This is a genomic window from Streptomyces sp. 35G-GA-8, from assembly GCF_023534745.1.
In the GTDB taxonomy this organism is placed as follows: domain Bacteria; phylum Actinomycetota; class Actinomycetes; order Streptomycetales; family Streptomycetaceae; genus Streptomyces.
The window spans coordinates 325,530-338,080 of the sequence record NZ_JAMHJQ010000009.1; the positions used below are offsets into that span (position 1 = coordinate 325,530).

At 73.1% G+C, this 12,551-nt stretch carries 12 protein-coding genes; 5 read left to right on the top strand and 7 right to left on the bottom strand.

Features of this window, described 5'->3' with window-relative positions:
* Positions 1-209: 209 nt before the first annotated feature.
* Together M1203_RS22590 and M1203_RS22595 are read left to right on the top strand one after the other, a co-directional pair.
* The gene (locus M1203_RS22590) at positions 210-1,013 is read left to right on the top strand and encodes an ABC transporter permease (protein WP_249951588.1); all 804 of its coding nucleotides are present in this window, start codon (positions 210-212) and stop codon (positions 1,011-1,013) included.
* 2 nt (positions 1,014-1,015) lie between these two features.
* Positions 1,016-1,741, top strand: a complete 726-nt coding sequence (locus M1203_RS22595) for an ABC transporter ATP-binding protein (RefSeq protein WP_249951589.1) — start codon at positions 1,016-1,018, stop codon at positions 1,739-1,741.
* A gap of 213 nt (positions 1,742-1,954) precedes the next feature.
* Here M1203_RS22595 and M1203_RS22600 read toward each other — a convergent pair whose 3' ends face one another.
* The 7 genes from M1203_RS22600 to M1203_RS22630 all read right to left on the bottom strand — a co-directional run bounded on the left by M1203_RS22600 (position 1,955) and on the right by M1203_RS22630 (position 7,419).
* Entirely contained in the window at positions 1,955-2,572 is a 618-nt protein-coding gene (locus M1203_RS22600) for a hypothetical protein (RefSeq protein ID WP_249951590.1), read from the bottom strand.
* Between the two features lie 252 nt (positions 2,573-2,824).
* Positions 2,825-3,223 carry a DUF2511 domain-containing protein gene (locus tag M1203_RS22605; RefSeq protein WP_249951591.1) on the bottom strand — a complete coding sequence of 133 codons (399 nt, stop codon included), beginning with the start codon at positions 3,221-3,223 and terminating at the stop codon, positions 2,825-2,827.
* A complete protein-coding gene (locus M1203_RS22610) occupies positions 3,220-4,137 on the bottom strand; it encodes an ATP-binding cassette domain-containing protein (RefSeq protein WP_249951592.1) in 918 nt (305 codons plus the stop codon). The genes M1203_RS22605 and M1203_RS22610 overlap by 4 nt, the downstream gene beginning before the upstream one ends.
* On the bottom strand, positions 4,134-4,928 hold the full coding sequence (locus M1203_RS22615; protein ID WP_249951593.1) for a hypothetical protein: 795 nt from the start codon (positions 4,926-4,928) through the stop codon (positions 4,134-4,136). The genes M1203_RS22610 and M1203_RS22615 overlap by 4 nt, the downstream gene beginning before the upstream one ends.
* Positions 4,928-5,575, bottom strand: a complete 648-nt coding sequence (locus M1203_RS22620; RefSeq protein WP_249951594.1) for a hypothetical protein — start codon at positions 5,573-5,575, stop codon at positions 4,928-4,930. Before M1203_RS22620 ends, M1203_RS22615 begins: the two co-directional genes overlap by 1 nt.
* A 291-nt stretch (positions 5,576-5,866) precedes the next feature.
* Positions 5,867-6,829, bottom strand: a complete 963-nt coding sequence (locus M1203_RS22625; protein WP_249951595.1) for a hypothetical protein — start codon at positions 6,827-6,829, stop codon at positions 5,867-5,869.
* Complete coding sequence (locus M1203_RS22630; RefSeq protein WP_249951596.1) at positions 6,826-7,419, bottom strand: sigma-70 family RNA polymerase sigma factor; 594 nt, start codon at positions 7,417-7,419, stop codon at positions 6,826-6,828. Before M1203_RS22630 ends, M1203_RS22625 begins: the two co-directional genes overlap by 4 nt.
* Positions 7,420-7,653: 234 nt before the next feature.
* Between M1203_RS22630 and M1203_RS22635 the strand changes: the two genes are divergently transcribed.
* The 3 genes from M1203_RS22635 (at position 7,654) to M1203_RS22645 (ending at position 12,521) form a co-directional block, all read left to right on the top strand.
* Positions 7,654-7,827: a gallidermin/nisin family lantibiotic gene (locus M1203_RS22635; RefSeq protein ID WP_249951597.1), complete on the top strand. Its 174-nt coding sequence runs from the start codon at positions 7,654-7,656 to the stop codon at positions 7,825-7,827.
* Positions 7,828-7,968: 141 nt separating this feature from the next.
* Positions 7,969-11,169, top strand: coding sequence for a lantibiotic dehydratase (locus M1203_RS22640; RefSeq protein ID WP_249951598.1), 3,201 nt, complete (start codon positions 7,969-7,971; stop codon positions 11,167-11,169).
* Positions 11,166-12,521, top strand: coding sequence for a lanthionine synthetase C family protein (locus M1203_RS22645; RefSeq protein ID WP_249951599.1), 1,356 nt, complete (start codon positions 11,166-11,168; stop codon positions 12,519-12,521). Before M1203_RS22640 ends, M1203_RS22645 begins: the two co-directional genes overlap by 4 nt.
* Positions 12,522-12,551: the final 30 nt, after the last annotated feature.

Sequence of the window (12,551 nt, forward strand, 5' to 3'; positions counted from 1 at the left end):
CGGCGCCTCCGACCCTGGCATCCGCACCCGCCGAACGCAGTGGCTGACAGCCGGGTTGGCAGTGCGTCGGCAGGTGGCAGCCGCGGGACTGCCACACCGGCGGACCTGCCACGGACTGCCAACGACGTACGGTCCGCACCGAGCTCTGAACCGACGCGGCCTCCACCGCTACGTACTGGTCGTAGCGACCACGACCCCGGAGGAGACCCATGGTGTACGACACGGCCCACCCGCCCCTGGCGGGGCGGCGCGACAACCCCTCGCTGGTGACCGTGGTGGGCACGGAACTGGCCCGCAACAAGCGGGGGTTCGTGCCCTGGTACCACCTGCTCGCGCCGATCGTCATCACCGTCCCGCTGTTCCTCGGGGCGCTCGGCTCCTCCGAGGCGAAGGCCGGACAGACCTTCGAGGTGTTCCGCAATGTGACGCTGGAGTTCTGGGGCGTGCTGGTGCCGATGACGGCCGGGCTCGCGGCGGCGCTGACGGTCCGCGCCGACCAGGACGCCTGGCGGCTGCTGCTGTCGTACGGCGTCCCGCGCCGCCGGTACTTCATCGGCAAGGTGGCCGCCCTCGGCGTGCTCGGTCTCGTGTCCTCCACGGTGCTGCTGGTGATGCTGTCCCTGGGCGCGATGATCAGCGGAAAGTTCCCCGGGGCGATGGGGACGGTGGTCGCGGCGGTCTATCTGCCCTGGCTGGTGGGGCTGTCGATGACGGCCCTGGCCGTGCTGGTGGCGGTGATGTGGGGCACGGGCCCGAGTATCGGAGTGGGTGTCGCGGGGCTGTTGTGCGGGGCGCTCGTCTCGGACAAGGACTTCTGGTACGCCGTTCCGTTCGCCTGGCCCATGCGGGTGGTGCTGCCGCTGGCCGGGATCGGGCCCAACGGGGTGCCGTTGCCCGACGGCAGTCCCGTGACCGCCATGTCGGCGATTCCGCTCGCCGTCGTCCTCGCCGTCGTGCTGACCGCGGTCCTGCTGGTCGTCGGCAGCGCGCACATGAGCCGTAAGGAGATCTGACCATGACGACGACGGCTGCCCCCGCGCTGTCCATCCGGCGGCTGCACAAGCACTACGGCACCCACCGTGCCCTCGACGGCGTGGACCTCACGGTGTCGCAGGGAGAGGTCTATGGCCTGCTCGGGCCGAACGGCGCCGGCAAGACGACCCTGATGAAGACGGTGCTGGGTCTGCAGCGGCCCACGTCGGGCGGTATCGAGCTGTTCGGCGGGCCGGTCGGGCGAGAGGCGCTGGCGCGGGTCGGCGCGCTGATCGAGGTGCCCGGTCTGTGGCCGACGCTGACGGGCGACGAGACGCTGCGGCTGCACGCCTCGCTGCGCTGTGTCCCGAAGGAGTGGATCGAGCCGGCCCTCACCCTGGTGGGGATGACCGGGGCGCGGGACCGCAAGGTCGGCGCGTACTCCCTCGGGATGCGATGGCGGCTGGGCATCGCCGTGGCGTTGCTGGCGCGACCGCGGCTGATCATCCTCGACGAGCCGACCAACGGGCTCGATCCCGTGGGCATCCGGGAGATGCGGGGGATCATCCGGTCGCTGGCAGGCGAGGGCGTGGCGGTGCTGATCGCCAGCCATCAGCTGGCGGAGGTGGCCCAGGTGTGCGACCGGGTGCAGGTCCTGGTGGCGGGGCGGACCCAGTACGAGGGTCCGCTGGCCGGGCTCGCCGACGACGGTGACCTGGAGGCCGGGTTCTTCCGGCTGCTGGAGACCGCGGACGCGGGCGTGCGCTGAACGGCCCGTCCAGGGACGGCCATGTCCGCTACGGGCCTCCGCCCCGGGTCAACCCTCTCCAGGACAGCTCGCTCCCCGGCCGTCCGGCTCCGGGGCAGCCCCCGGAGCCGACCCTTTCCGGGACGTCTCCGGCCCCGGGGACATCCCGGGGCCGGAGACGGCGTCAGGGCCGGAGGACATGTCCCGGCAGGTCCCGCCGCGGCGGTGGGACGCTCAGCCGGCCTGTGACCGGACGCGGTCGCCGGTATCGGCCGACGCCGGGACGACGGACATCAGTTCGGCACGGCCCCGTACGCCGAGTTCGTCGTAGATCCTGCGGATGCGGCGGTACATGGACCGCTCGGAACAGTAGTGACGGCGAGCTATCTCCGACACGGTCATGGACGTGCGGAGCTGGCGGACCAGTTCCCGGTCGGCCCGGTGCAGTTCCGGGACCGCCGACGCTTCCGCCGCGTGCAGGCCGGGGAGGGCCACGGGCCGCGTGACCCTCTGCTCGGTGACGCGTACGGGGGCCCGCCCGGCGTCGGCGGGGACGGTGGCCGGAACGTCGGCGTGGGCGAGGGCATGGGTGAGGGCATGGGCCCGCAGCTGCGCCTGCACCATGCCGATCTGGCTCTCGCCCGAGATGGCCACGTTGAACACGAAGTTCGCGCCGGAGCGGATGGCGTAGTAGGTGTGGTGGCCCGAGAGGTCGTTCGTGACGGCGATGAGCAGGGACAGCGGATGCCGTACCCGCAGAGTGCGCAGTTCCTCGGCCTGGAACTCGCTGTTGACCGGTAGCAGCACCGGCAGGCTGAGCCCACCGGAAGCGTTCAGTTTCTCCTCGTCCACGAAGTCGACGTGGTCAAGGCTCCGGCGGAGCGTCTCGAACGGTGAGTCCGCCGAACCCGCCGAGTCGAAGTGACTCCTGAGGCCGGCATGGACCAATACATGAAAAGGCTGGGACTCGTGCACTGCTTTCTTCCCCCGTGCTGTTGTGGATTCCTCTTGTTCGTCGCGGTCGTCGGTCCTGTCGGTGCGGTGGTCCTGTCGGTGCGGTGGTCTGGTCGTCGCGGTGGGCTTGTCCGTGTGCCGGTCAGCTGGTCAGGCGGGCCGGCAGAGTTTCATGGTGCGGCTGAGCAGGACACCGATACTCACCTTGCCGCCGCCGTCGCCGGAGGCGCGCACCGGATCGATGTCCGCGTACCCCGCTTCTCGGGCACGGTCGTTGAGCGCGTAGGTGGTGCCGTCGGGGACGGTGAAGACGGCCTGGTCGTTGTCGCGGCACTCGGCGGTGCCGTGATCGACGTTCAGCGGCCACATGTAGCCGAGGTTCTTCTCGCTCATCGCCTGCTTCGTGGTGGTCGGGCTGGGCAGCGGCACCGGATCCCCGGTGGCCGGGTCGCTGCGACCGGAGCCCGAGCAGGCGGTGAGCGCCAGCAGGATCAGGCCGGTGAGCGCGGATGCGGTGACGGTGGTGCGGGTTCGGGCTTTCGCGGTCATGTGTCGGTCATTTCGTCTCGGAGCGTGCGGTTGTCTCGGGTCGTGCTGTCGGCGGCGAGCAGTGCGGCGTAGCCGTCCTCCAGGGACGGCTCGACCGGGCGGGCGTCGGGCGCCGGCGCGGCGGTGACGATGCGGTACTCGGCTCCCCCGGCCGTGTTGACCGCGCTGACCACCTGTGCGCCGGCGGGCGGCCCGGCCCCCGGGCCGCCCGCCCGGACGACGTATGTGTGGCCCGCGGCCTGGCTGACCAGCGCGGCGGTGGTGTCGTGGAAGACCAGCCGGCCGGCGGCGAGTACGGCCACGTCCGAGCAGGTCTGGGCCACGTCGTCGAGGATGTGGGTGGAGAGCAGGACGGTGCGACCGCCGCCGAGTCCGGCGAGCAGGGCGCGGAAGCGCATCCGTTCGTGCGGGTCGAGGCCGGTGGTCGGCTCGTCCACGATCAGTACGGACGGATTGCCCAGCAGGGCCTGCGCGATGCCGATACGCCGTCTCATACCGCCGGAGTGGCCGGCGAGTCGCTCGGACGCCCGGTCCTCCAGGCCGACTTCGGCGAGCCGCTCCGCCACCTGGCGGCGGCGTTCCCGCTTGTCGTGGATGCCTTTGAGCACGGCGATGTAGTCGAGGAACTCGCGTGCCGTCAGGTCGGGGTAGAGGGACAGCTCCTGCGGCAGGTAGCCCAGGGTGCGTTTGGCGGCGGTGAGGCCGGCGGTCGTCGACAGGTCGTGCCCGGCGACCGTGACCCGGCCGGAGGTGGGCCGCAGGACGCCGGTGAGGATGCGCAACAGGGTCGTCTTTCCCGCCCCGTTGGCGCCCAGCAGGCCGACGGTGCCGCTGTCGACGTGCAGATCGACAGCGTCCAGCGCACGGCGCCCGCCACGGTAGACCTTGGTCAGCTGCTCCGTGGTGATGTTCATGATGCTCCGTGTCGTCGGATACGGGCGACGAGGTGGCCGAGCGCGTGGCAGGCCAGGGCCGTCGCGAGGACGAGGGCGAGGTTCAGCAGCGCGGTCGTGTCGCTCACGGCGGGGCGGAGGGCTCCGGTGCCCTCCCGGGTCGCCCATACGGTCGGGGCATGCGCCCAGGCGACGAGCGGATAGCCGCCGAGCGGTGACAGGACGGTGCCGGTGACCGTGGGCACCGGTGAGAACGACGGCGGGAAGTGGCAGGCCCACAGCCAGACCATGACCAGGACGGCCCGCGCGACGGCCACCGGCATCAGCAGGCCGAGCAGCCCGCCGAGCGCCGTGGCGAGTGCCGCCGCCGGGAGGACGGCGGTCAGGAGCGCGAGGACCGCCGAGCCGAGCGGCGCGGGGGAGCCCTCGGTGGCCGCGACCGCCCCCGCGTACAGCAGGAACAGCGCGGCGACCGGGGCCAGGGCGGTCAGCAGCGGACCGGCGAGGGTCCCGGCGGTGCGGGCCGCCGCCGCGGCCGGGGTGGTGGTGAGCAGCTCGGCCATGCCACGCGTCTCCAGCGTCCTGCGCAGCAGATCGGCGAGCGCGATGCCCACGCCGAGCGTGCAGAAGGTGTTGACGAGCACCGCGGCGGCGCCGGTTCTGGCGGTCGCGTCGGCGTGCCCGACGATGGCGGGCGAGGACACGGCCAGCAGCAGGCTGAGCAGGGCGAGGGGCACCACGGCGCCCCAGACGATCTTGCGGCGGGCGGCCATCAGCGCCTCGTACCGCAACGTCCACAGCAGTGCGCCCATCATGTCTCCCCGTCGGAGGTGTACGGGGCGGTGCCCCGGTCGAGCCGGGCGCCTGCCCGCCCGGGTTCGAGGGCCCTCAGCGCCCGTACGGTGAGCAGGGCACCGGCCGGCAGCGCGAGCAGGGCCGCCGCGGTCCCGTCCGGCACGATCCGGTCGACCAGCAGCAGCTTGGCCAGGACGGCCGCCACGACCAGGCCGGTGGCGGGGGCCGCGGACCCGAACCGGACCGTGGCCCAGACCGCGCCGCCGCTGAGCAGGACTGTCAGTCCTGCCAGTTCCAGCAGGACGGCCGCCGGGTCGAACTCCCGGGGCCCGGTGAGGGCCAGCAGCGTCACCAGCACCCCCGCCGCGAGGGCCGCGACGCCGACCGGCCAGCACAGGCGGCGGGCCACGGCGAGCGGATAGCGGGTGGGCAACGACAGATGCAGCTCCAGCAGTTGCTCGCGTGCCACCACCGCCGCGCAGGCCAGTGCCGTGGCAGCGGGCAGGGCGCAGCTCAGCAGGGAGCGGCCCAGCAGCATGCCGGCGCCGGCACCGGAACCGGTCGTACTCGTGAGGTAGGCGAGGAGTGCCGCCAGTACCGGGAGGAGGAAGGCCTGTCTCCCGCAGCGGCGTGCCTCGTGTGTCCACCGCGTCGCAGCGGTCATGTCACGGCTCCACCATCTTCCTGACCCCGTTTTCCCTTCTCGTTGTTGTGTCCCTGGCGGTTGTGTCCTGGTGGTTGTGTCCCTGGCGGGCTTCCCGCGCGCCGCTCCCTTCCGGGCTCCCCTCCGGGCTCCTCTCCGGTCGTCGGGCCCCCGATGGCGGGGGTGGCGTACCGCCGTTCGCGGTCGGCTACGGGGGCGCCGGCCCCTGGCGGCGGTACACCCTGTACGTAGCGGCGGAGCGCCCCGAGGTTCACGGCACGGGGCGCGGACGCCGGGTGCCCACCTGGCCGGTTACCGCGAGGTGGTGTCCGGAGAGGTCCGCATGGCGCCGACGGCCCAGCCCAGGAGGGCCACGGCCAGGGCCAGCGTCCAGGGAGTCGTGGACAGCAGGGGACCGAGGAGGGCGTCGAGCGGGGTGGGGAAGATGCCCTGGGGTCCGCTCACCACGCCCAGCAGCCATATCGCCCCGCCCGCCGCCGCCCCGGCCGCCGGGCTGGATCTGACCGAGACCGCGAGGGCGCAGGACGCGGCCAGCAGGGACTGTCCGAGCCAGGCCGAGACCACTCGCGACCAGCCGGGCGGCCCGTCCACCAGGGTGGAGCAGAGCAGGGCCAGTGCCACGTCGACGCAGAGCACCACCGTGAGCCGGGCCAGGAATACGGCCGTGGGCGGGACCGGGAGGGTGAGGAGCAGTTCGCGCCGAGGGTCCCAGCGGGGCGAGGCCGTCATCAGCGCACCGAGCATCACCAGCAGCACCGCCACCGAGGTGAACAGCCGCAGCCCAAACCGCTCGTGCATCTGCACCGATGCCAGCAGCGCCGCCCCCACGAAGCCGGCCGCGCTGAGCGGCGCCCAGCTCTTCGGCATCAACACGGCCTGCCGGACGACCAGTTGCCAGGTCGTCCGCAGGGAGTCGCCGATGTGCGGGGTGGGGGGTGCGGTGGCCGCACGGCTTCCCGGCACGACAGCCGGAACGTTTCCGGCGCCGGGGTCGTCCGGTCTCGCGGCGGTCCGTGCCTCCGCGTGCCGTGCCTCCGCCCCCGCCAACACGCCCCCCAACAGCACGTCGAACGAGGGCGGGGACACGGTGTGCTCCGCCGCCTCCGCGCGCACCGCCGCGCGGATGTCCCGCCACGCCGCCATACGGGTACGGCAGTCGGCGCATCCGGCCAGGTGCCCCGGGGGAAGCGGGTCGCGCGGTGCCGTGTGCGCCAGGCGGGCCAGGGCGTCGTCCGTGAGGTGTTCTGTCGTCATCGTCGTTCCGCTCCTTCCAGCCGCCCGGCGGCGAGCATGCGGCCCAGCCGCTGTCTCGCCTGGGACATTCTGCTCTTGACGGTGCCCACCGGGATGGCGAGCACGGTGGCCACTTCCGGATAGGGAAGCTCCTCGACCAGGACCAGCGTGAGCACCTCGCGCAGATGCTCCGGCAGTGCCGCCACGGCGGTCATCAGCTCGGCGCGCTCGGCGTCCCGCATGATCTGGTCCTCCACGCCCGGTGCCGGATCCGGCACGTCCCTGGCCTCGGCCAGGTCGGTCAACCGCGGCCGGGCGCGACGCAGTTGGTTGTGGGCCTGCCGTCTGGCCACGCCCATCACCCACCCCTTGACCGAGCACTCGCCGCGGAACCCGGTCGCCGAGCGCCACACCGCGAGCCAGGTCTCCTGCAGGATCTCCTCCGCCACGCCCTGGTCGGAGGTGAGTCTGCGGATGAGACGGAGCACGGCGGTGGCATGCCTCTCGTAGAGGACACGCAGGGCGGTTTGGTCGCCGGCGGCAACGGCAGCGAGCAGGGCTTCGTCCGGACACACACCCCATACGTATCCAAAAGCGCCGGGTCGGTTCACGAATTGTGCTGTTCCTGATGATTCTGGCCGGAACTCGACCGGCGCGTCGGCCCCCTCGAACGCGCCCCTCACATGCGCCCTTCAAGCGCGCCTCTCAAAGACGCCCCTGCCACAGGACTGCCATCGCTGCCATTCCCGTCCGGAGCTGTTGTCCGGCGACGAGCGCCCATGGTTCGGTGATGTCCGGATCGCGATTCACACACATTCGTCCGATTCTTGCGAAGGAGTATCCGCATGGGCAGCATCAACGCACCCGTCCTGTCCACCAAGGACACGGACCTGTTCGACCTCGACCTGGAAATCGGCGTCGAGAAGTCGGTCGCGGGTCCGGCCATCACCAGCGTCTCGTGGTGCACCCCTGGCTGCACCAGCGAGGGCGGCGGCTCCGGCTGCAGCCACTGCTGCTGACGGCACACGACACGACAGGAGCCATGGGGCGGGGCCCGCCCCGCCCCATGGGCTCTTCCCGGCACTTCCCGGCACGCGGACCGGAACGGCAGGACGACAACGGCAGGACCACAACGGCAGGACGACAAGGAGGAGCACACCGTGGGGGCATCGTCACCGGAGCACCGGAACCCGCCGGAGAGCCTGTTCGAGGCCAGGGACACCTTCCTGTACCGGGCGCCCATGGCACCGCACGGCCCCGGCCTGCCCCTGCCCACGGCGGGCCCCCGGGACCTGGACGCCTGCGCCGCCCTGCTCGGCTCTGTCCACGCCGACCCCGCCTTGAGCGAGGCGCTCGACCTGGCCTCGCCCAGCCTCAGCGCCATGATCCGCCGTGTCACGGAGCGTGGCCCGCGCGGGATCAAGGCGGGCCAGCTGCGCCGGGCCGCCCTCGCGGTGCTGCGCTACGACATCCGGATGCGGACCCGGCCCACCCCCTTCGGCCTCTTCGCCGGAGTGGCCACCGGCCAGTTCGACTCCACCGCCAAGCTGCAGCGCGGCACGGAACACCGCACCCGCACCCACGCCGACATGCAGTGGCTCACCCGGCTCGTGCACCGCCTCGAACAGGACCCCGCCGTCCTGTCCACCCTCACCGTCCAGGCCCATCAGGCCCTGGTCGTACGCGGGAACCGGCTGGTCCTCACCTCGTCCTCCGCACAGGGCGTCCGCCTCACCGAGGGCGGCGAGACACGGTCCACGGTCTCCGTATGCCACACACCCGTCGTCGAACGGGCCGTGACCGAGGCCGCGGCGCCACTGCCGTACGGCGAACTGGCCGGGCGTCTCGCGGACGCCTTCCCGGGCGCCCCCGTCGAGAAGATCCGGGCGCTGATCGGCGAGCTGGTGCGGCAGGAGATCCTCATCACCGGGTTACGTCCGCCCCTGGACGGCGGCGATCCACTGCGGCACGTACGGGACCTGCTCGCACCCGTGGCGGACGCGTCCGAGGAGACCCGCCGCCTCCGCACCGCGCTGCTGACGGTGGACCGAGAGCGGCAGGCGTACGACGCGGTGGCCGTCGGTGCCGGGCGCGAGCGGCTCGGTCGGCTGCTGGAGACGGCGCGCTCGGCGGAGCCGGACGACACCCCCCTGCACATCGACACCCGCCTCGACAGCGCCCTGCATCTGCCGTACGCGGTACGGGAGGTGATCGAGCGTGCCACGGACGTGATGTGGCGGCTGTCCCGCACCAAGCTGGGGCTGTTCGCACTGCGGGACTACCATCGCCGGTTCCTCGACGTGTACGGCGCCGACCGACTCGTACCGGTCCTGGATCTCCTGGACGAGTCCACGGGTCTCGGCGCCCCCGCCGGTTACGGCTGGCCCAACGGCGACACGCCGCCAGGCCCCGCGCCCGACACCCCGCGGACGGCACGCCGGGACCGGGCCGTGGCCCGGCTGGTGGCCGCGGCACAGCGGGCCGGGCTGCGCGAGGTGGTCCTCGGTGACGCGGACCTCGACGAGCTGTGCCACGACAGCGCGGATCCGGCGGAGCTGCCCAACTCCGCGGAGGTGACCGTGCAGGTCGTCGCGGACTCGGTGGAGGCCCTGGACGACGGGGACTTCCGGGTCTTCCTGTCGCCCTCGCCAGGGTCGCACCGCGCCGGGTCGACCTTCGCCCGCTTCGCCGACCTGCACCCCGCCTGGCGCACCGAGTTCGCCGCGCTGCACCGGGACAACCCGGTGCATGTGGCGGACGCCGTCGCCGTCGACCTCGCCTTCCGCACCCGCTCGGGGAGGGCCGCCAACCTGGCCCACACCACTCCGGCCACCGGCCGCCGCATCAGCGTCGGCGTGCCCGACGTGTCCGGCACGGAGGAACTGCGCCTGTCGGACATCGGCGTCGGTGCCACCCTCGACCGGCTCACCGCCGTCCATCTGCCCACCGGCCGCGAGATCGTGCCCGTGCTGGGCAACATGGTCAGCGCGCCCGCCCAGGCCCCCAACGCCGTACGGCTGTTGTGGGAGATCGGCCTGGAGGGGCAACGGCTGTGGGAGCCATGGAACTGGGGGCCGTCGGCCGACGCGCCTTTCGTCCCCCGGGTCCGGTACGGCCCCTTCGTGCTGGCCTGCGCCGTGTGGCGGCTGGACGAACCCCGCTCATGTGCCGCGGACGCGCGGGGCGCCGACTGGGACCGCGCGGTCGCGGACTGGCGTGAAGCCTGGGACGTACCGCGCCGGGTCCTCGCCGTCACCGCCGACCAGCGGCTGCTGCTCGACCTCGGCGACGCCTGGCACCGTGAGCTGCTGCGCGACCAGGTGCTGCGCCACCCCGACCTGATCGCCCAGGAGATCCCGGGCGAGTACGAGGGCTGGCTGGAGAGCCCGCTCGCCGGGCACACCGTCGAACTGGTCGTCCCGCTGGCCCGCCGCGAGAGGGGCCTGCCCCGGCGGAGGCCGTACGCCGGACGCCATCAGCCCACCCGTACCGTGCACGGCCTGGGCGGTGAGTGGCTGTACGTCAAACTGCACGGCTCCGCCCGCGCCCAGGACGACCTGCTGCGCCGTCACGTCCCCGAACTGGTGGCGCTGGCCGCCGAGAAGGGCGCCGACGGCTGGTTCTTCATCCGCTACACCGACGAGGCCGGCCACCACCTGCGCGTGCGCCTGCACGGCTCCCGGCCCGAGGTCCTGTGGGGCTCGGTGGCGCCCCCGCTCGGCGCGCTGCTGGAGCGCTGGCACCAACAGGGCCTGCTGCGCAGCCACACCGTCGCCCAGTACGACCCGGAGACCGAGCGTTACGGCGGCCCGGCCGCCCAGCGGCTCGCCGAACGGGTCTTCCAGTACGACAGCGAGGCCGCCCTCTACCTGCTGCGGCTGGCCAAGGACCCGGCGAACGCCCATACGGTCGATGACCTCGCCGCCCTCTCCTGCGCCGCGCTGGCGCACGCCTTCGGACCGCCCTCGCCCCACCACCCGCTGCTCACCGAGGACTTCGGCGACGACGCGGCGGCGGCCTGGCTCTCCATGACCGGCTCGCGCCGGGATCTGCCCGCCGCCTTCCGCGCCCGGGCCGCCCACTGGCGCCGCACCCTCGACCCCTACGGCGGCTGGCCCTGCCTGGACCCCGCCGGCGCCGCCGCCGTGGCGGCCCTGCGCGCCCGGGACGCGGCGGTCCGTCAACTCGCCGACGCCGTGCGGGACTCCGGTGCCACGCCCGAGGGCCGCGTCGTCGGTAGCTTGCTGCACATGGTCTGCAACCGCCTCTTCGGTGGCCAGAGCGCCCGCGAGCTCACTGTCCTCGGGATCGCCCGGGGCGCCGTCCAGGACAATTTCCAGCGCCGGAGCCATACCTCATGAACACCCCCACGCCCGGGGCCCAGGAGGCGGTGGCCCTGGTCGCCGACCGGCTCGCCGACCCCGCACACGTCGCCGCCGTCGCCTCCCGCGACGACAACCGCGATCCGATCTACGACTCCGTCATGTGGGGGCCGATGACCCTCGCCAACGGTCTGCCGGGCACCGCGCTCCTCTACGCGGAGCTGGCACGCACCGACGAGGCCTGGCGGCAGGTGGCCCACCGGTACATCGCCGCCGCCGGACGGGCGATGAACTCCGCGCCGAGCCGAGGACTGTTCTCCGGTCCTGCCGCACTGCTGGCCGCCGCCCAGAGCTGCGCGGGTCCGGCCGGCCACTACGGCTCACTGCGCCGGAAACTGGCCGCCTGGGTCGCCAAGGACCAGCGGGAGCGGCTGCACGCCTTCCGCGAGCGGGCCGCGAACGGCGGCACCGGTGTCGACTGGGCCGCGTACGACCTGATCAACGGGGTCTCGGGCGTCACCCGCCTGCTTCTGGACTCGGCGGCCGATCCGGCCGAGACCGGCCCCGACGTCGAGTCCGCCCTGACCGACTCCCTCCGCCACCTGGTGCGCCTCACCGAACCCGTCCGGGTCGACGGCCATGAGGTCCCCGGCTGGTGGGTACCGGCCGCGCTCCAGCTCGGCGAACGCGACCGGCACACCTATCCACGCGGCGACTTCAACCTGGGCCTGGCCCATGGCATCGCCGGACCGCTCACGGTGCTCGGCTCCGCTCACGCCGCCGGGCACCGGGTGTCAGGACTGCACGACGCCGCGGACCGGATCGCCGACTGGCTGCTGGGCTGGACGCTGCACGACGAGGCAGGATCGTACTGGCCGGCCCGGGCGAGCTGGGACGACGAACTGGCCGTCGACCGGCCGCGCGAGCTGTTCACCCGGACCGCCTGGTGCTACGGCGCCCCGGGCGTCGCCGCCGCACTCTGTCACGCCGGGACCGCCTTCGACCGGCCGGCCTGGCGCACCGCCGCCGTCGACGCACTGCACGCGGCGCTGCGGCGGGACGAGTCCAAGTGGGCGATCGAGGGCGCCACCGTCTGCCACGGCCACGCCGGACTGCTGCGCGTCGTGGCCAGGGTCGCGCACGCCACCGGCGACCCCGTACTGCGGGCCGGTCGCGTCTGGTTGACCGCCAAGGTCCTCGACTGTGCCGACGAGGACGCCCCCTTCGGCTTCCGCCACCTCATGCGCTTCCCGGCCGCCGCGCACTCGCCGGTGCCGCACCGGGCCGTGAACACGGCGGGGCTGCTGGAGGGCGCGGCGGGAGTCGCGCTGTCATTGCTGCCGGTCGATGGGGGGCCACTGCCGTGGGACCGCACGCTGGGACTGGTCTGAGCCCCCGGATTCCGGACATCGAGCGAATCG